At 40.6% G+C, this 20,007-nt stretch carries 16 protein-coding genes; 12 read left to right on the forward strand and 4 right to left on the reverse strand.

Features of this window, described 5'->3' with window-relative positions; genetic code table 11:
• The 4 genes from B4F91_RS12350 to B4F91_RS12365 all read left to right on the forward strand — a co-directional run.
• The coding region (locus B4F91_RS12350; RefSeq protein ID WP_288635797.1) for an OmpA/MotB family protein at nt 1-723 on the forward strand (723 nt) is incomplete at its 5' end.
• Between the two features lie 2 nt (nt 724-725).
• On the forward strand, nt 726-2,420 hold the full coding sequence (locus tag B4F91_RS12355; RefSeq protein ID WP_286936332.1) for an EH signature domain-containing protein: 1,695 nt from the start codon (nt 726-728) through the stop codon (nt 2,418-2,420).
• A gap of 46 nt (nt 2,421-2,466) precedes the next feature.
• Nucleotides 2,467-5,490 (forward strand): DEAD/DEAH box helicase, encoded by a 3,024-nt coding sequence (locus tag B4F91_RS12360; RefSeq protein WP_286936334.1) that lies wholly within the window; start codon nt 2,467-2,469, stop codon nt 5,488-5,490.
• Between the two features lie 10 nt (nt 5,491-5,500).
• Nucleotides 5,501-6,193 (forward strand): amino acid adenylation, encoded by a 693-nt coding sequence (locus B4F91_RS12365; RefSeq protein WP_286936336.1) that lies wholly within the window; start codon nt 5,501-5,503, stop codon nt 6,191-6,193.
• A 183-nt stretch (nt 6,194-6,376) separates the two neighbouring features.
• Here B4F91_RS12365 and B4F91_RS12370 read toward each other — a convergent pair whose 3' ends face one another.
• From B4F91_RS12370 to B4F91_RS12380, 3 genes are read right to left on the reverse strand one after another with little or no spacing between them, the layout of a single operon-like run.
• Entirely contained in the window at nt 6,377-7,444 is a 1,068-nt protein-coding gene (locus tag B4F91_RS12370) for an ABC transporter substrate-binding protein (protein ID WP_288635799.1), read from the reverse strand.
• Nucleotides 7,441-8,886 carry a sensor histidine kinase gene (locus tag B4F91_RS12375; RefSeq protein ID WP_029774041.1) on the reverse strand — a complete coding sequence of 482 codons (1,446 nt, stop codon included), beginning with the start codon at nt 8,884-8,886 and terminating at the stop codon, nt 7,441-7,443. The genes B4F91_RS12370 and B4F91_RS12375 overlap by 4 nt, the downstream gene beginning before the upstream one ends.
• Nucleotides 8,879-9,550 (reverse strand): response regulator transcription factor, encoded by a 672-nt coding sequence (locus B4F91_RS12380; protein ID WP_029774040.1) that lies wholly within the window; start codon nt 9,548-9,550, stop codon nt 8,879-8,881. Before B4F91_RS12380 ends, B4F91_RS12375 begins: the two co-directional genes overlap by 8 nt.
• A 272-nt stretch (nt 9,551-9,822) precedes the next feature.
• Between B4F91_RS12380 and B4F91_RS12385 the strand changes: the two genes are divergently transcribed.
• The 7 genes from B4F91_RS12385 to B4F91_RS12415 all read left to right on the forward strand — a co-directional run bounded on the left by B4F91_RS12385 (nt 9,823) and on the right by B4F91_RS12415 (nt 18,118).
• A complete protein-coding gene (locus B4F91_RS12385) occupies nt 9,823-11,148 on the forward strand; it encodes an OprD family outer membrane porin (RefSeq protein WP_286936339.1) in 1,326 nt (441 codons plus the stop codon).
• Nucleotides 11,149-11,338: 190 nt separating this feature from the next.
• The gene (locus B4F91_RS12390) at nt 11,339-11,521 is read left to right on the forward strand and encodes a hypothetical protein (RefSeq protein ID WP_024032566.1); all 183 of its coding nucleotides are present in this window, start codon (nt 11,339-11,341) and stop codon (nt 11,519-11,521) included.
• A gap of 42 nt (nt 11,522-11,563) precedes the next feature.
• Nucleotides 11,564-12,667 (forward strand): 4-oxalomesaconate tautomerase, encoded by a 1,104-nt coding sequence (locus B4F91_RS12395; RefSeq protein ID WP_054983682.1) that lies wholly within the window; start codon nt 11,564-11,566, stop codon nt 12,665-12,667.
• Between the two features lie 332 nt (nt 12,668-12,999).
• The gene (locus B4F91_RS12400) at nt 13,000-14,112 is read left to right on the forward strand and encodes a Bug family tripartite tricarboxylate transporter substrate binding protein (protein WP_286936341.1); all 1,113 of its coding nucleotides are present in this window, start codon (nt 13,000-13,002) and stop codon (nt 14,110-14,112) included.
• Between the two features lie 74 nt (nt 14,113-14,186).
• Nucleotides 14,187-16,175: a tripartite tricarboxylate transporter permease gene (locus tag B4F91_RS12405; RefSeq protein ID WP_286936342.1), complete on the forward strand. Its 1,989-nt coding sequence runs from the start codon at nt 14,187-14,189 to the stop codon at nt 16,173-16,175.
• A gap of 84 nt (nt 16,176-16,259) precedes the next feature.
• Nucleotides 16,260-17,123 carry a universal stress protein gene (locus tag B4F91_RS12410; RefSeq protein WP_096739791.1) on the forward strand — a complete coding sequence of 288 codons (864 nt, stop codon included), beginning with the start codon at nt 16,260-16,262 and terminating at the stop codon, nt 17,121-17,123.
• 125 nt (nt 17,124-17,248) lie between these two features.
• Nucleotides 17,249-18,118 carry an alpha/beta fold hydrolase gene (locus B4F91_RS12415; protein WP_286936343.1) on the forward strand — a complete coding sequence of 290 codons (870 nt, stop codon included), beginning with the start codon at nt 17,249-17,251 and terminating at the stop codon, nt 18,116-18,118.
• Nucleotides 18,119-18,173: 55 nt separating this feature from the next.
• On the opposite strand, the gene B4F91_RS12420 is transcribed toward B4F91_RS12415, so the two are convergent.
• Nucleotides 18,174-18,566, reverse strand: coding sequence for a DUF2750 domain-containing protein (locus B4F91_RS12420; RefSeq protein ID WP_004588808.1), 393 nt, complete (start codon nt 18,564-18,566; stop codon nt 18,174-18,176).
• A gap of 368 nt (nt 18,567-18,934) precedes the next feature.
• Here B4F91_RS12420 and B4F91_RS12425 point away from each other — a divergent pair, with 368 nt between their 5' ends.
• Nucleotides 18,935-19,978, forward strand: coding sequence for an alkene reductase (locus B4F91_RS12425; RefSeq protein WP_024032573.1), 1,044 nt, complete (start codon nt 18,935-18,937; stop codon nt 19,976-19,978).
• Nucleotides 19,979-20,007: the final 29 nt, after the last annotated feature.

Consider the following 20,007-nt stretch of genomic DNA (forward strand, 5'->3'; position numbering starts at 1 on the left):
GAAGAAAACCCGTATTGGATGTCGTTTTCGGATATTTTGTCGGGTTTGCTTATTTTATTTGTTTTAGCGTCTGTGGTGTTAATGGTTGAGCTTATGGAAGCCAAGCAAGAGCTTGAAAATAAGCAACAAGCATTTACTCAAGAGCTAGAAATGCTGCACAAAGCCGAAGAAGTACGTAAAACAATTTTAGATGAGGCGGCTGATTTACTGCGAAAACGAGGCATACAAGTCACGGTTAGTGAAAATAAAACTGTATTAAGTATTCCTAACGATATTTTAGGGTTTGATAGCGCAGCGTTTAATATAAGCCCAGAGTTTGAAGGCACTGCACTTGAAATTGGTGAGGTACTTGCTGAGGTTATAAATAAAGAAAACCGTGAGCAATTCCTCGATACTATTTTTATTGAAGGGCACACCGACAGTAAAAACTTTTATGGCATGATGGGTAAGGGTAATTGGGGCTTATCGACCTTTAGGGCGATTTCGTTATGGGAGCTTTGGGTTAAATTACTGCCAAGCCAACATGATTTAGCTAGTATTACTAACAAAGAAGGCAACCCACTTTTTTCGGTGAGTGGCTATGCGGCAACAAGGCGCATGGTTGTTGAAGAGCTAACAGAGAGTGATTTTAGGTCAAACAGACGCATTGATATACGCTTTACAATTCGTAGACCCACCAGTGCTGAATACGAAACAGTAAGAAGCCGTTTGGAGATGCCCTAATTATGTTGCTTCTACCTCCTATTCCTCAGCTTTCAGAATTCAGCTGGGAGCGATTTTCTCAGCAGTGGAATAGCCTGACTTTACAAACAAAAAAAATTGCCGACGGTGCAGGGCAAGGCGAAGAGTTTAAAGCCCTTGAGCAACAGGTTAATCGCTACGTTATGTACGATCAAAAAGAAAAGCTTAAACAAATTTTAATTAAGCGAAAAGGCGTGCGTGTTTTAACTCAGTTATGGATAGATAAAGAAGACGTAAGAAAAGCCTCATTAAACGAAGAAACAATAGATTACATTCAAGCTAAACATCCCAAACTGGGTATGTCGTCGTTAATGAATTTAATTTCACTGGTTTATCGATATTTTGATGCACTGGTTGATGGCAATATTTTTAACCGATTAACGCAGTGGCTTAACCAGCAAATAGAGCAACGTTTAAAACATCGCAAAAACTCAAGTGACACAATATTATCGGTCCTTAACCAAGCTAAATGGCTGCTAGATTTAACCGCTCCTAAGGCTTTGGTTAACCTTGCCAAACAAAATCATTTAGACTTAAACGAACAATTAAAAAAACTACGCTTAAACGAGCTGCCGCAAGGGCGATTTTTAGATATTTGCCACGCGCAATATTACTTAGATACGCTAAGAGAAATCCCCGTTGGTGAGCAACATGATGTACTGCATGAGCTATTAAAGCATGACGTTGCCACTATGCCTTTTGAAGAAGGTAAACGAATAGGGCACATAGCGCTTGAAATTATTATTGATCGCTCTGCTGGCGCACCAAGTGAAATATGGCAAAACTTTGTACTGAACTTAGCGGGCGACCCGCGTATTGCTAATACAGCTACAAATTACCGCCAGTGGTGGAAGCCCATTGGTGAGAATAGAGTAAAAGCAGTAACAAGCTGGCTTGCCAAAGAAGACTTGCGGTTATTTTTAGGCGCTATTGAAGAGTACGCAAATTACACCGGCGATGAAGCGTTAAATAGAATGTTCCCTGCACGTAAGCGCTTTTTAGAAGGGCTTTATGAACATGGGTCTGTTCGTAATGCACGGCTAATGCTTGGAAACCAAGCAGAGCATACAGTTAAGCGAGTGCTAGGAAAGAGTTTAACAACCAGTTATATAAACCTTAGAGGAATGACTCAAACCTCCATTATTTATTTAGATTGCGGTGATTTTCATATCATTGAAGGATCGCATAACTTTAAGCTATGGATTTATATGGGTTTACCTAGTGAGAAGCTTAACGATTACTCTTTGAGTGAGTTAAACCATTTTGCTTTAACAAATAGCTTTCCACAAGAATATAAAAAGAACTATCCAAAAGGTGAGTTAATGCCAATTCAGCACTCGCCGACTTCTTGGCAGAAAAATGCTATTGATTTTTTAACTCAAAATGGCATTGAACTCGATTTAGAAAAACTATTTTATAAAGACGAATACAGAAGATATATAAGTCGGTATGGATTACCTGTGGTAAGAAAAGTAGTAGAAGAAAAGAATCTTTTGGAAATCAATTTATTAAACGCTCTAGAAGTGTACCAACCAATTACCGCCAAAGAGCTCGTTAAGGTTTTAAACAGTGAGTTTAATATGAAGGCTGACCGATCAACTGTGAATTCTAAACTTTATTCAATGTTATCTGAAAATAGAGTAACTAGAGACGACAGGCTCTGTTGGGAACTTGCTTAATAAGTAAATTGCGTACTAGGAATATTAAAAGGGGATTTAAAAATACATGTCACTTGTTAGTTTGATAAAAGGGCTTTTGCCTAAAAATAAAAATAGTCATTTAGCAGCTGAACGATACTCCTTAGTGTATGACTCGTATGGCGTTAATTTTGCCACTGATGAAGCCTCATTCCATTGCTTAAATAATGGTGAGGGCGGAGGTAGCCAGCTTATTCAGCATGTTGTACTTAAAATGCTACAAGAGCGAGATATTGCACAGCCTATACCTAATGGCTTTAGATTAGACAGTGAGCAAGCATGTTTATTAGACCCCGAAGATGCAGACGTTTTAGGGTTACCGCCTTTTTTTAACAACGACTTTGACGTTGATATTCAAGGTAGAACAACTAAAAGTAGCTTTACGCTGCAGTTATTTGCAAAGCTAGAAAACCAAAAATACCCAGTAAAAAGAAAAGGCCCCGTACTTTTTTTTAGTGAGCAAATACAATATTTAATGACGCCAGAGCAGCTTAATGCTGTTTTAGCCGTAGAAAAACATTCGTCGCTTACGCCCGATGACCGCACTGAGCTAAATAATGTGTTGGCAGTTGCTAAGTTACAGCAGGCAGTTAAAGATGGGTTAAAACTAGATTTAAAACATTTTGATAAATTTGATTTAGTACAACCAGAACAAATTACAGTAACAGCAAATCAACAGGTTGATGGTAGCCTAGAGCTTAGCCCAAGCTTTGGTGATGGATCATCATCTGAAGACTTACAAAATCGCTTAGCTCAGTTACAGGGCGACGGGCAAGTAATGCGAATAAAAGACCGCATTGTTTTACTTACTGACGATAAAAAACAAGCTGTTAAAGAAGTACTGCAAAATAGAACCATTCCTGCACACAAAGTGGCAGAATTTATTAAAACCCCTTCAGCTTTTTTAGATGCATCTATTTTAAACCTCGATCTTGGATTTTCTCTCAGAGTTGCTGGTATTGGCAAAATGGTACACATTCCTTTTGGTCAAGACAGTGACGGAAGTAATGGCTGGTTTTCGACTAACACAGACAGTGAACCACCAGAGCGATTGGTAAAGTTGCTTGAATGCGAGGAAGACGTTGTATCGTTTGAGCAAAGCTACCAGCAAGCTAAAGGGCAAAATGCTGATAGTGTCTTTGTTGATGATGAGTCAATTGATATACGCGATGAGCAGCGCGTAACTGAAACACTCGCAGAGGTAAGGGAAAATTTGGCAAATCCATCCAATGAAACGGATATATCTGATACTGATGATTTGCCGGTTAAAAAAGAACAAGTTTCTTTATTGCTTAAAGACACCGAAGAACATAATAAAGATATCGTTAATAAAGTTTCGCAGCTTAATAAAAGTATTACCTTTGACAGAACTAATTTAGCAAGAACACCTTTTCCTCACCAAGAGTCCGGCATTAGTTGGATGCTGTCGTTGCTCAAATCAGCGCAGCTAGATAACTATGATGATATGTATCGAGTGCAGGGGGCTTTGTTAGCGGATGATATGGGGCTAGGTAAAACCTATATGACGCTGGTAATGATGGCTGAGTACCAGACGATACAAAGGCAAAATAATAAATCAGAAAAGCCTATATTAATAGTTGCACCGCTTAGCTTATTAGAAAACTGGGAACAAGAGGTTGATGCTACTTTTAATGAGTCGCCATTTAGGGATATTAAGGTATTACAGTCAGCAAGAGATTTAAAAGAGTTTAGAGTTAAAGGTGCTGAAAGAGAGTCTATGCAGCTGGCCACAGTTATCGATGACTCTCATGCAGATCACGAATCTATTCGTTACGCTTTACATGTTGGAGCTGATGCAGCTACAAAGCGCTTGGACATGGATAGACGTGTTGTTATTACTACCTACCAAACACTTCGAGACTATCAGTTTTCACTATGCGTAATTGATTGGGGGGTGGTGGTATTTGATGAAGCTCAGAATATTAAAAACCCGAATACCCAAGCCACTCGGGCAGCTAAAGGCTTAAAAGCTGATTTTAAGTTATTGGCAACAGGCACCCCTGTTGAAAATAGCTTAAGTGAGTTTTGGTGCTTAATGGATACAGCACAACCAGGGTTATTAGGCGATTGGGGCTATTTCAGAGAACGCTGGATCAAGCCAATAAGCAGTGCTAATGAAGAAGAAAAAGCAGAGGTACGTTTAGACGTTGGCAACGACTTACGTAATGCTGCAGGCCAGTTTATGTTACGTCGAACCAAGGAAGACGAACTAACCGGAATGCCGACTAAAACAATAAAAACAGGCATTCATAAAGATTTAGCCGACAATATGGCATTTGCACCTGAACTCGCTCGTAATATGACCGGCGGACAATTACTTGGCTACAACCAAATTGTTGAAGATTATAGAGCTGAAAAAGCGAAAGAGCAGGGCGGCGGCCATGCTTTAACTGTGTTACAGCAATTAAGGGCTGTTAGCTTACATCCAAGGCTTGATGAGGTTTTTAAACAGCCACCGAGTAATGCAAAAGATGCTCAGCGTAATTTACAAGAGTCTGAAAAGTTGCGCATGTTGTTAGATATATTGTCAGATATAAAAAACAAAAAAGAGAAGGTAATAATTTTTGCAACAACCAAAAAACTTCAAGCTGTTCTTAAAATATGCCTAGATAAAATTTATGAGCTAAACATCCATGTTATTAATGGTGATAGTAAAGCGATGGCAACTAAGAAAGATCAGCTCTCTCGTAAAGGGATGATCAGCGACTTTGAAGCAAAAGAAGGCTTTAATATTATCATTATGTCGCCTGTAGCGGCAGGTGTTGGCTTAACAGTTATTGGTGCGAATCACGTAGTCCATTTAGAGCGCCATTGGAACCCAGCAAAAGAGGCACAAGCTACAGACCGAGTTTATCGCATAGGTCAAAAAAAGCCTGTGTTTATTCACTTACCCTGCCTTTTACATCCAGAATATGATTCGTTTGATGTGAACCTAGACAAGCTACTTGCAAAGAAAACAATGCTAAGAGATGCAGTAGTAACCCCTGAAGTGGTGAGTGAGCATGAACTAATGTCGTCAATGGGGTTATGAGGTTAAATCCATGAAACTTCAATTTAGCGCTTCAAACGCACTTAATAAATACCTAAAAGCTGATTTACCTCGCTTACCGCATGAACCCGGTAAACAAGCGGGGGTAAATACCCTTATAAGTGATAGTAATGTTTTTAACTGGCAATTGCAGATTATTGATAACAGCTATAAGTCCCGTGAAAAAACAATCATTGTTTGTGAAGCGAATAGCCGTTTTACGTTTTTTATACCGGTTAGTTTAAAGCTATCGCAAGAAGAGTTAACCCAACGTTTGCAGTACGAATGGCAATTAATAATGGCTGAAACGCTTGAGGTGTATCAGTTAATACCACGCAGCGATATTGCGGTGCTGTTAAGTGAGCTATCTAAAATAGAGTTTATGCCGCACTGGGTTAAAAATACCGATTTAAGTATAAGCGGGCATATTAGCGATGCCGCACTTTGGGTTACTCAAACACTACAAGAAGAGGGGCTTTATGATTTACCTAAAGACCTTGCCATTGAGTTAGCTATTTATTTAAACACCCAACCTAAACGTATTACTAATAAAACAACTGGCCGCAAAGAGAAGTTTATACCCATAGAGCGTTTATTACATTATTGCCAATCACTTATCACTGCACGTAAGCTTGATGATGGCTCATCAAACGAAATAATCGATAAAAGTAATATCATTAACTTTAGTGATTATAAAAAAGATTAAAGCCAGCTAGATTAAATTTTCACAAGCTTGTGAAATTATATTTTTGTATAGCATTACAAAAAATAAAGCAGTACTAACAAACACCTAATTATTAGTTAAATTCTTTAGGAACCCTATAGGGAGCGAAAAGTCTTAGACTTAAATATTAACAATTAGCCAGACGTACTTTTTAAGCACATTGGATTATTGGTACTCAAATAACGCGTTTTCCCATTCTTGAATGATTATTTGGCGCTTCATCTGATCGTCTATCACTAATATTTCTATGCCAAGGGGGACGGGGCGCAGCTGACCTTCTGATATATCAAGTAAATGTTTTTGCTTAATTCTTACTTCGTTATTTATTGGCTCAAAATTAGTAAAGTTGGCCATGTCTGTTTGCCCTTGTACAGACACTAAGTAATCAATAAACAGCTGTGCGCCAATTACATTTTTAGCATGTTTAGGAATAATGGCACTGCGCATAATAACCGAGGTGTAGTCTTTAGGTTGCACCACAATAATATTAGGGTGCTGCGCCGCCCATGTGCGCGCATAAGAGCTTAATATGTTATAGCCAACAGTGAGCTCGCCCGTTGAAAGTGCCTTGAGTATGTCGGCGCTGCGTCTAAATACACGCGTACTGTGATAGCCAAACGATTCAAGCATTCGGCCATAGCTTGAGCTTTGCTCGCGGTCGTGAGCCCACAGCAAATAACCTATGCCCACTTGAGTAATATCGTAAATGCCAATGCGGCCTTTAATTTGCTCACTGTGCCTACGAATTAGCTCTAATAATTCGTTGCGGCTACTTGGTGCGACCTCTTCGCCTAAAAATTCTTTATTAAATGCAATTACTGCTGTTTCATAGGTAAAGCCAAATACTTCATTTCGCCATTTAGCCCATGCAGGAAGCTTATTTGTTTGCTCAGAGCTATAAGGCTGTGCGTAACCATCGTTAACTAATTTTACCTGCAAGTTCATTGCTGAACTTAATAATACGTCGGGCGGGTTTTTAACGTCGGCTAAAAATTCGCTATACACTTCGAAAGTACTCAGCTCGTAGTAGTCAATTTGTACAAAAGGGTATTTTTTTTGAAAGGCCGATAAAAAAGGGGCAATTTCCATTTTATCAGCGCCGCCATATATTTTAAGTATGGATTTATTTTCGCTTTGTGCCGGAAATACTAAAGGAGTTTTTGCAGCTACGAATGGCGAGCCTACAAAGCACGTAAAAAAAACGGCAATATAAATCAGCGATAAAAATTTCAATGTTCGTCCTCGGTCAGCATTAACGGAAAGTTTATTTCAAAAATAAGCCCCGACGGGCTGTTATCAAGCAGCTTAATAGCAGCGTTATGATGCTCTGCTACCTCTTTTGCAATGCTTAAGCCTAGGCCACTGCCGGCACGTGGGTCGCCTTTACTTTTGTAAAACCGCTCAAACACATGCTGTTTTTGCGCATCGGGTACACCTACGCCTTGATCAGCCACGCATAAACGGGCTATGTAACCACTGTCTGTACTGTGAAGCTCAGTAGAGACATTAACTTCTTTGTTTTGCGGGCTAAATTTAATCGCGTTTTCTAAAATGTTGCGTAGCATTTGGCTAAGTGCAAACGAATCGCCATTGATCATTAAATTATCGTCACCTTGATATGTGATGATCACGCCGCGTTGAATCGCCGATACCGCTACATCTCTACACACAGACTTTACCAGCTCCGGCAACGAAAGCGTTATTAAAGGCTGGCTATGAAAACGGTGCGCAAGAGTGGCTTGGTTTAAAAGTTGCGTAACGGTGCTGTCGAGTAAATCTGTTGAATATAAAACACGATTTAGCTGCTCTGTTCTTATTTTTTCATCGCTTTCTTCAATGGCATTTTGCGCCTGGCTTTTAAGGCCGGCAAGAGGCGTTCTTATTTGATGGGCCACTTCGCCGGTGAAGCGTTTTAAATGATTAAGCGAGACTTCTAATTGCGATATAAAATGGTTAATGGTTGAAATTAAATCGGCCATTTCTTTGGGAACCGACATATCAATAGGGCGTAAATCAGTGGGGGAGCGCCGACGTATTTTTTTATTTATGCTGTAAATAGGGCGCAAAATTTGATTCACTCCTAGTAATATAAGCACAATAGCTATTACAAACGTTAAAATAACCATTTGTATTACATTTAAATTCATTTCATAGGCGAGCTGATCGCGAGCTTGGGTGGTTTGACCTATTAAAATATTTACATCAAACGATTCGCCCACTTCATAAAGCTTATCTGAGAGTAAAATAAAGCGGTAGTTTTCGCCTTTGTAATCACCTTCCCAAAATTGTATCAGTAGGTTATCTCGTGGGTCATATTCTGCACGTTGCCACTGAGTGTCGGCTTTTTGCAAAATGTGTTGATATAAGCCATTGTAGCCAGTTAAGTGCTCGCCTTGATTTTGTGTTATTTGATACACCAATCTGTCATTTGAGGCCATCGAGAGAGTTTCAAATGTAGCGCTGGGTAAATCAACAATAATTTCGTGGTAATCAATGTGGGTATTTTCAAAAATTTGTAAAGCAGCACTGGCAAGTAGCCTATCGTATGAAATTTGGGCGGCGTTTTTACTGTAATTATTAGCCATAAAATAGGTTATAAGTGTAATTATAACCATTAAAGCAATGGTTATTGTAAGCAGCTGCCGGCGAATTGAGGGGAGGGTTTTGCTACTCATTAGGCTCTGCTAAAAGATAGCCTAAACCACGCAGTGTTTTTATATCAACACTGCTATTTACCAGCTTTTTACGAAGCCTTGCTACGTAGGTTTCTATGGCGTTGGGGCTGGGGGAGTCGTCAAACGAATATAAGTGATCGAGTAACTCATCTTTGTTAAGCACTTTGCCTTGATGTGTTAAAAATATTTCTAGTAACCTAAATTCTCGTTGCTTTAAATCAATAAGTTCTTTAGCAATAGTGACCGTGCATGATTTTCGGTCAAAATCGAGATTGCCATAACTTATAATGTCTTTACCTAGGCCTTGGTTACGCCTAAGTAGGGCGCGGCAACGGGCTTCTAATTCGCCAAAATCAAAGGGTTTAGTGAGGTAGTCGTCGGCGCCTAAGTCGAGTAATTCTATTCGGTGCTCTACTTGAGCGCGTGCCGTTAAAATTAATACAGGCGTATTTGATGAGCGAGCCCTGAGCTTTTTTAATATTTGCTCACCGTTTAAATTGGGCAAGTTTAAATCAAGTAAAATAAGGTCGTACTCATGGCGTTTTAACAGCGAATTAGCCACATCACCACTGGTTACAAGGTCTATACCTTGGCCCATTTTGGTGAAGCGTTGGCAAATTGCTTCTCCTAACACTTCGTCGTCTTCAACTGCTAAAATTCTCATTAAGCACACCCGCAAAGTCGCAATTAAAAAATATAATTTTAAGTTGTGCAAGACACTAAACAATTACTGCAACGTTTACAATACGCAAATACCTTCGTTTATAACAAGATAAGCTATAGTTTTAATTTAATAGCTAAAAAATACAATTGCCTAAAATGTAATTATCTTGTGACAGGTTTGTGACAGGTTTGCCGTGTAAATTGCAACATGAATAAACTGATACACACTACACACAACTATAAATTTAATTAAACAAGGTAGCGGAGACAACTATGGCTCAACAGTTCTCTAAAATATTTGCAGTAACAGGCGCAGTATTAACTTGTGTTTCTATTCCTTCGTACGCTTCTTTTAATGGGCTTACAGAGCAAGACGAATTTAATATTAAGCTAAGGTCAATTTACTTTGACCGCGATTACGATAACGACGCCAGCGACGACTCAACGTTTGCACAAGGCATAGAGCTCAATTATCAATCGGGCTATTTTAATGACTTAATTAGCATGGGTGTCTCTACTTATACCGTACTTAATTACAACTCAACCGGCAGCGCACAAAATAATATTTTACCCGCAGGGGATGAAAAAGGCGGCGTTGACGATAGTTTTTCTAAATTTGGTCAATATTTTATCGACGTTAAACTTGGCGAAAATGGCCATTTAAAAATAGGCGGGCAAAAAACCAAAAGCATGCTGTTAAAAAGCTCAGGCAGCCGCGCAATTCCCAATACTTTTAGAGGTGTATTTGGTGACTACAAGTTTGGTAATACCAAAGTATATGGTTACGCCTACGATAAATGGAGCCGCCGCCACGACGACAAGTGGGAAGATTTTTCTACCGATCAGTCAGATAACGGCGCGATTAGTGTTATTTGGGGTGTGGGCGCAGGCTACAAAAAAGACGCGCTAAAAATAGACGCAGAGTATTTAAATTCTCATGACTACTTATCAAAGCTTGGGCTTAAAGGCAGTTACGCTATTAAGCTCGATCACAGTAAGTTAACCCTTTCAAGCGGCGTATTTACCTCACAAGACGATGGCGATTTATTTGTAACCGGTGCAGAGGGTGGTGATTTAGATGATGAAGATGCACTCGGTGCGGTTTCAGGCGTTACTAAAAGTGAAAACGATGGTTTTGCCTATTACCTAGATGCCAATTGGAAAAAAGATATTTGGACACTAGGCGCCGCATTTACCAAGGTGAACGATGCTTGGATTGAAGATAACTTTAGTGGCGATCACGGGACTAACCCGTTTCCCACGCGCTCATTAATTGGTGCCGATTTAACAAACCAAAATGAGGCAACCTGGCAGGCTCGCTTAGGTGTTGATCTAAAAGCAGTGGCACCGGGTTTAACCACAAAGTTTTATTACACCAGCGGCAGCGATGCAGAAAACTCAAGCTTAGGTAAAGCAGGTGGCACAGCCGATGAAAAATACTGGGCCATTGATACACGCTACAAAGTAGCGGCTGTAAAAGGCTTAAGCCTACGTTGGTTATTTTTAGATTACACCACAGATGAAACTGGCAGTGTTGATGGTGTAAAAGGAGACAGAGCAGATCACCGTGTATATGTAGATTACACCATTAAGTTTTAAACGCCCCCTTCGATTGGCTTTTAACGCGCAGCATGAAAATGCTGCGCGTTTTTTAATTTTTAAAAGTTATTTTTTAATCAATTTTTATTTCGTGACAGGTTAGTGACAGTTTGGCTCCTTACTCTTAAAAAAAGGGCAACGTTTTGATAACGATGTTACTTGTTTTTAATTGCATTGAAAGGGCGAAACGATGAACTCAACACACGCTACACCTCAGTTAAAACCTACGCCGAGAGCCATTCACTTTCGTGCAAATAGCCACCAAACAGCCACGGCTGCTAGTGCAACAAGTAATACTAATTTTGCCCCTCAATCTTTGCAAAGTAAGCAAGAGCAAGTGCAAGAGTGCGTGGTTATTTTAAGTAATAACTAACCCGTTACTGCTCATTTAAATTGATTTAGAAGCTGGATTATTATGACTATTCAAAAAAAAATACCTTGTGTCATTATGCGCGGCGGAACGTCTCGCGGGACTTATTTTTTAGCCAACGATTTACCGAGAGAGTGGGATAAACGCAAAGAAATTTTAACTGCAGCTATGGGCTCAGGCGATCCGCTGCAAGTAAACGGCGTAGGTGGAGGAAACTCACTAACCAGTAAAGCGGCCATTATTTCACGCTCAACCGACCCCGATGCAGACATTGATTACTTATTTGCGCAAGTTGCTATTGAGCAAAATGAAGTCGATATAACACCTTCGTGTGGCAATATTTTATCAGGTGCAGCACCACTGGCAATTGAATACGGATTGGTTACGGCAAACGACGGTGAAACAACGGTACGGGTTAAAAATGTAAATACCAATACCCTGATTGAAGTTGTGGTACAAACGCCTAACGGCTTTGTAGAGTACGAAGGCGATGCCACCATTGATGGCGTACCAGGTTCTGGAGCGCCTATTTTACTTAAGTTTTTTGATGTGTGTGGCACTAAAACCGGTGAATTACTGCCTACTGGCTCTGCACGCGATACCTTTGATGGCGTAGAAGTAAGTTGTGTAGATGCTGCCATGCCAATGGTACTAATACCTGCACCATCACTGGGTGTAAAAGGCTCTGAAACTAAACAAGAGCTTGATGCAAATACAGAGTTACTGCAAAAAATAGAAAGCATTCGCCTGCAGGCGTCACTAAAAATGGGCCTTGGCGATGCAACCGGAAAAGTCATTCCTAAAGTCGGTTTACTGTCGGTGCCGCAATTTGGCGGTACGATAACTTCGCGCTACTTTGTGCCGCAAAACTGCCATACCAGCCACTCTGTTACTGGGGCAATTTGCGTGAGTGTTAGTTGCATGCTGCCGGGCAGTGTGGCGTACGACTTAATTACCCCACAAAGCTCAGAGCAGCAAAATATAGTGGTTGAACACCCAAGTGGTAAAATAGATTTACTACTTGAGGGGCGCTTTGAAAACGACACGCTAGATATAAAATCGGCGGGGTTAATGCGCACAGCCAGAATGTTATTTAAAGGTGAAGTACACATACCTGCAAAAGTATGGGATGAAAGCAAAATAGCTTAACTTATACCAATGGGCAAAATAGCTCACTTAATTAAGCTAATTGGTGTTAAGCCTTAGTAAACCAACCGAAAATGCGATAGCAGATTGTTTGTTATCGCTTTTTTTATGCTTTAAATAAATAAAGCTAAGTTTATTTATATTTTAAAACAATGGCTTATAAATAATTTTAAATTAATGGATAGTTTGGCATCGATGACAGGTAGATGACAGTTTCGGCTATTAGTCTAGCTGTTGTTAACTTCTTTTAACGAAATACTTTCATCTACGTAATAGATGCAATGACGTTATTAGGACCTATTTAAATAATTGCAGCGAATAACAGAGGTCAAATTATGAAGATTAAATTAAGTACTTTTGCACCTAATCGACTAAAAGCAATGCTTGTTGTGTTAGCAGCGAGCACTTGTACCAGCTCAGCTTATGCAAACAATAACGACGAAGTAAGCTTTGATGGTGAGCGAGTAGAGTGGGTTGTGCCTTTTAAAGAAGGTGGCGGCTCTGACACATGGGCACGTTTTTTTGGCCCACGTTTTTCTCAGCATTTAAATGGTAAACCTGTGGTTGTGGTTAAAAACATTCCAGGTGGTGGCTCTACCAAAGGTGCTAACCGCTTTGAGCGCCGCGCTAAAGCAAATGGTTTAAATGTATTTAGTACTTCTGCCTCTACACAAATCCCTTATTTACTTGGCGATTCACGCGTTAGATACGAAGTAAAACGTTGGAACGTGATTATGGCCACACCGACAGGTGCGGTGGTATATGTGCGTCCAGAGCTGGGTATTAAAAACGCATCAGAGCTTGCCAAATTGCAGGGTCAAAAACTTAAATTTGGTAGCCAACGCGCCGCGTCAATGGACTTGGTTGGGTTATTAGCCTTCGACATGCTTGATTTAGACATTCATGCCATTTTTGGTATGAAAGGCCGTGGCAGTGCGCGTTTATCGTTTGAACGTGGCGAGGTGGATATCGACTTTCAAACTACCTCTGCCTACTTAAAAAAAGTACAGCCGCTAGTTGATGAAGGTAAAGCGATTCCGCTTATGTCGTTTGGTGTACTTAATAAAGAAGGCAAAATTGTACGCGACCCAACGTTTCCTGACTTACCACACGTAGGCGAAGTATACGAAATGATCCATGGTAAAAAGCCAACAGGCGTTGAATACAACGTATGGAAAACCTTTTTTGTAGCCGGTTTTGCCGCGCAAAAAGGACTGTTTTTACCTAAAGGCACCCCTGATGACGTTATTGCAGAGTGGCGCAATGCAGCACAGCGCGTCACTGATCAAGACAACTTTAAAGAAGAGTCTGAATTAGTACTTGGCCAATACCCACAACTTGTAAACGAAGATGCAGTAAACACACTGAGCTCAGCACTGACAATTTCTGAAACTGACAAACAATGGGTAAGAAATTACCTAACCGAAAACTACAACGCGCGTTTTTAAAAACCCATGTTGATTTGTTGTACACACAGTGGCTCGCATTTAGTGAGCCACTTTTTTAACCTAAGGAGAGCAGTATGTTAGATGCATTTTTAATTGCGCTACAAACTATTCTTACCCCCACACACTTAATGTATTTATGCGGCGGCGTTTTTTTAGGCTTGCTGATTGGTATTTTTCCGGGTTTAGGCGGCATAGCGGGTTTATCGTTATTACTGCCATTTTTATATGGTATGGACCCAATCTCAGCGCTTGCTATGCTTATTGGCCTAGTGGCGGTTATTCCAACCTCTGACACCTTCACCTCTGTATTAATGGGTATTCCAGGCTCCAGTGGCTCACAAGCCACAGTGCTTGACGGCTTCCCACTGTCTAAAAAGGGTCAAGCAGCGCGTGCGCTTTCAGCAGCGTTTGCTTCGTCATTATTTGGTGGCCTTTTTGGCGCCATTATTTTAACGCTGTTTGTACTGATTGCCCGCCCCGTTATTTTAGCGTTTGGCTCGGCTGAATTATTTATGCTTACTTTGCTAGGTTTAAGCATGGTGGGTGTATTGGCCGGTAATAGCCTAGTAAAAGGCTTAAGCGCATGTGGCTTAGGTTTATGTTTAGGCTCACTTGGCGGTGCTCCTGCAACCGGTGAATACCGTATGGTATTTGATAACGGTTACCTTATGGATGGTATTCCGTTAGTGGTTGTTGGTTTAGGTATATTTGCATTACCAGAAATTATCGATTTACTGCGTCAAAACCGCTCTATTTCAGAAGCTTCCGAGCTGGGTAGTGGGTGGTTTGAAGGCGTAAAAGATGTTGTTAAAAATAAATGGCTAGCTACGCGCTGTGCTGCCATTGGCTGTGTTGTTGGCGCACTACCTGGCCTAGGTGGCAGCGTAGTTGATTGGATCTCTTATGGTCATGCAGTGCAAACCTCTAAAGACACCGAAAACTTTGGTAAAGGCGACATACGCGGTGTTATTGCCCCTGAGTCATCAAATAATGCCAAAGAAGGCGGTGGCTTAATTCCGACCTTATTATTTGGTATTCCAGGTTCTGGCAGCATGGCTGTATTTTTAGGTGGTATGGTATTAATTGGTTTAGAGCCAGGCCCTGCGATGATCACCACTGACCTTGATGTTACTTACACCATTGTATGGTCACTGGCGCTTGCTAATGTAATTGGCGCGGGCGCGTGTTTACTTATTTCTAAATGGGTAGCAAAGGTAACAACTATTCCTTACACGCTCATGGCACCATTTATGGTTATGGTGATCTTTTTTGCGGCGTTTCAGGCAACCCGTGATTTAGGTGATTTAGTCGCACTTATTGGTATTGGTATTTTAGGCATATTAATGAAGCGCTTTGGATGGCCTCGTCCGGCATTTTTAATTGGCTTTGTACTGGCAAGCGGCATGGAAACTTACCTTTATCAAGCTATTCAGTTTGACGGCATAGAGTTTTTATTAAAACCGGGTGTGATGATTATTGGTGCATTAACCGTGCTTTCTATTTTCTTTGCAGCACGCCACTCTATTAAGGCAGCTAAAAAAGAAAAAGCCAATAAAAACACGGCTAATGCTGAGGTAAAACCAACTAATCTTAAACCACAAATCGCGTTTTCTGGCTTTGTTTGTTTAGTGTTTGCATACGGTTTGTATGACTCGTTCCAACGCACATTCTTAGGTGGGGTATTTCCTGCTGTGGTGTGCTCGTTCATGTTAATACTCTCTGCGGTTGTGCTGATCAAGCTGCTACTTAATAAAGTAGACGATGCTGTAAATTACGATAATGAGGTCTCTGCGGGGTATGTAAACGACTCAAGCGTGACTGGCCTTTGGCATTATGTATTTTGGCTGTGTGGCTTATTAGCTGGGTGTTTTTTATTGGGCTATGTGATTTCGATAGCGTTGTTTTTCATAATATTTTTACTTGTAAAAGCACGTATATCAATTGCTAGAACATTAACACTGACAGTGTGTGCGTTAGCATTTTTACTCACTTTATCGCACTTTATGGTATTAGATTTACCAAGCGGTTACCTACAAGAAGTGGCAAGCTTTACGCAGCTGTAAACGCCGCCGTGCTAAGCAAAACAAGCAGCGCTTAGCACGGTTTACATTCGCTCTAAAAGGCACTGGCTTAAGAAGGATATAATTATGATTTCACCTAAGCTTATTTTAATGCCCCTTTCTACAAGTGGGCATGTAACAGAGCGCTTAAAAGGGGGCTTAGCCGTTGCTAAGTATTTTAATGCGCACCTTGATGTTTATCACACGCACTTAGACCCAAAACGCTTTTTGCCAACAGGGCAGCTTGGCTTACCAACTAAATTGGTAAAAGAGTTAGACTCTGTAGCAGGGCGCTTTGCAACAACCGAATCGGCAAATTTAAAAACCGAATTTGTTAGTTTATGTGCCCAGCAGCAAGTTAAATACACTGACGACAGCGCAGAGCATCCCACGCACCCAAGCGCTTCATGGCATATTAATATAGGTGTGCGCAGCGAAATAATTGCAGAGCAAGGCAAAGTCGCTGATTTAATTATTATTCCGCAGTCTAAAAGTGGTAAATCAACCTCGACCTTTGAGGCATCGGTAATGCGAAGTGGTAAACCTATATTACTGGTACCACGGCAAATGACCCACTTTGATATAAAAACAGTGGTGATTGGCTGGAACGCCAGCACCGAGGTATCGCGTGCGCTCACATACAGTTTACCGCTTCTAAAACAAGCTCAAAAGGTTGTTATTTGCACCAGCGCAAGCAGCGCCGATAAAATGCCAAACGGCCATGAAGTGGTTAAATATTTAGCTCAGCACGATATTAAAAGTGAGTTTGTAACATTTAATAATGGCAGGCAATCGACCGCTAAAGCGTTTATGTCGGTAGCGCAAATGCATAACGCTGATCTAGTGGTGATGGGCGCATTTACTCACAGGCGAATCCATGAGCAAATTTTTGGTGGTATGACTAACTACATGCTAGCAAACACCACCTTGCCAATACTTATGGCGCGATAACACTTAAAGCTTAAAAACTAAATTTTACCCAAAAGCCTATATTTACGTTCAATATCGGCTTTTTATTAAAGCTCAATGTGATAAAACTAACCATTACAATAATAAAAGTTAATGGGTAGCAGCCTATGTATACGCTTTCGCAGTGGCAATCAAACGGGCAGTTTATTGATATAAATGCCAAGCAAATTTTTACTAAAACAGCGGGGAATGCTAATAACCCCGCGCTCCTTTTGATACACGGCTTTCCTAGTGCAAGCTGGGACTGGGAAGGTATGTGGGATGAGCTCAAAAAACACTACTTTTTAATTACACTTGATATGCTGGGGTTTGGCCTTTCGGATAAACCAATAAATGCGGCTTATAACATTACAGATCAAGCTGATTTATACACGCAATTTTTAAAGCGTTTAGATATTACCAATGTACACCTATTAGCTCATGATTATGGTGATACCGTGGCTCAAGAGCTATTAGCAAGGCAAGTTGCTGCTCAAAGCGACATACGCATACACAGTGTATGCTTTTTAAATGGCGGGCTATTTCCACACATACATAAACCTTTATTTATCCAAAAGCTGCTACTTTCAAAACTTGGTTGGCTAGTACCTAAGCTAATGAGCAAACAAAAGTTTGCTAAAAATTTAATCACTATTTTTGGCAAAAAAACACCACCAGCCCCTATGGTAATTGATACCCTCTGGGCGTTGTTAATTTACAACAAGGGTTTACGTGTGATGCCCAAGCTAATTAAATATATTACACAGCGAAAACAAAACGAGCAGCGCTGGGTTGGGGCAATGATTAATAGCGATATACCGCTTACGTTTATTGCAGGTGAGCAAGACCCAATATCGGGTAAACACATGCTTGAGCACTATAAAAAAACAATACCTAATGCGCGCGTACAAGGGTTTGTTGAACTTGGGCACTATCCACAAATAGAAGATGCCAAGGCTATAACTGAGGCTTATTTAAATTTTAGAAAGCAGATATAAAAAACGCGGCTATTTTAGGCCGCGTTTATAAACTAAATAACGTGATGCTGGCTACTTAGTACTTTCTTTTTTTAGGGATTTTTAACTGGCTTTCAAATTCATCAGGAAAAAGCACCGTGCCGTCGTCCTCTTCGGTAGGGAACACCGCAATAAGTAAGTCGTCTTCTTCAAGGCCGGGTGTCCAGCGGCTAAACCAATCTTTAGTCGGAATGGCTTTTGGGGTACAGCCTTCCCATTCGCCCGTGGCCCAAGCTTGTGCAAAATCGCGGGTTGGCCACACTGGTACACAGTCGTCATCTTCGTTGGCAAGCATTACGCAGCCATCATCGTCGTTTAAAATCCATACTTGTTTGTACTGTTGTACGGTTTCAAACATAAAAGCGAGTCGTTTTTTTGCCCCTAGCCCTAAAATTACGGTTTGTTCTTCAGTCGCATTTGCAGTTGTCATAATTGGCTCACTCTTTATTGCTTCAAATTTGAATTTTACTGTTACAAGTATATCGAGTTATGTGACAGTGTGTTGAAAAATTATTATTTAACCTGAACTCTGGGTAATAAATCTATCTCTAGCAGCTATTTTAAGCGCCAACTGCGTTGAATTTACTGAAAATCTCTGGCTAGAGAAAATAAGCTTAACTATCATCATGATAAAATATGTTAGTAAATCTCTTAACCAGAGTTCAGGTTATTTAATTTTGTAATTCAGATCTGTTTTGGTACTCCCTAAGTATATTTTGAGCGAGCATTCAAAATTGCCCTTGAATGTTGTTAAAAAGGCCGCATCTCATATGCATACTCTTAATGAAGGATTTAACAATGACCACAGATTTACTGGCCCCGTATACATTAAACGACTCACTTGAACTTAAAAATCGCGTTTTTATGGCGCCTTTAACCCGTTGTATGGCTGATGATAATTTAGTACCCACACAAGATATGGTCGAATATTATGCGCGCCGTGCCGATGCCGGTTTAATTATTAGCGAAGCCACTATTATTCGCCCAGATGCGCAGGGCTACCCAAATACACCGGGGTTATTTACCAGCGAGCAAATTCAAGGTTGGAAAAAAGTAACCGACGCGGTACACGCCAACGGCGGTAAAATGTTTGCACAGCTTTGGCATGTTGGCCGTGTTGCTCACCCTCACTTTTTTGACGGCGAAGTATTAGCGCCATCGGCAATTGGTGTTGAAGGCTCTGTACCACGTATGCGCGAGCTGACGTACATTACGCCAAAAGCGGCCACTAAAGAGGATATTAATTCACTGATAGCCGACTTTGCTAAAGCGGCCGAAAACGCCATTGAAGCTGGTTTTGATGGTGTAGAAATTCATGGCGCAAATGGTTATTTAATTGATCAGTTTTTACATTACGCTGCAAATGAGCGCACAGATGAATATGGCCAAACACCTGAAAATATGGCGCGTTTTGCAATAGAAGTGACCGATGCGGTTGTTAATGCAGTAGGTAATGAGCGTACGGCAATTAGGTTATCGCCAGGTGCTTATTTTAATATGGAAGAAGATAAGCGTGATAAAGCGGTATTTGATTATTTATTAGCGCAGCTAGATGACAAAAAACTGGCTTACATTCATGGCGGTATTTTTGATGACAGCACTCAATTTGACTCTTTAGAAGGTAAAACAACCTCGCAGTATTTGCGCGCTAACACTAAAACCAGCCTTGTAGGGGTAGGTAGCTATAGCTTTGATGATGCAAAACAAGCAATAAATAATGGGCAGTTTGATTTGATTGCGATTGGTCGTCCATTTATTGCTAATCCAGATTACATTAGTAAAGTGGCTAATAATGAAGAACTTGTTGCTTATAGTGACGAGATGTTAGCTAAACTATTCTAATTAATTAGGGCGTGTTGACCTTTGGCGTT

The sequence above is a fragment of the Pseudoalteromonas sp. UBA6610 genome, assembly GCF_002433295.1.
GTDB classification, from domain to species: Bacteria; Pseudomonadota; Gammaproteobacteria; order Enterobacterales; family Alteromonadaceae; genus Pseudoalteromonas; species Pseudoalteromonas atlantica.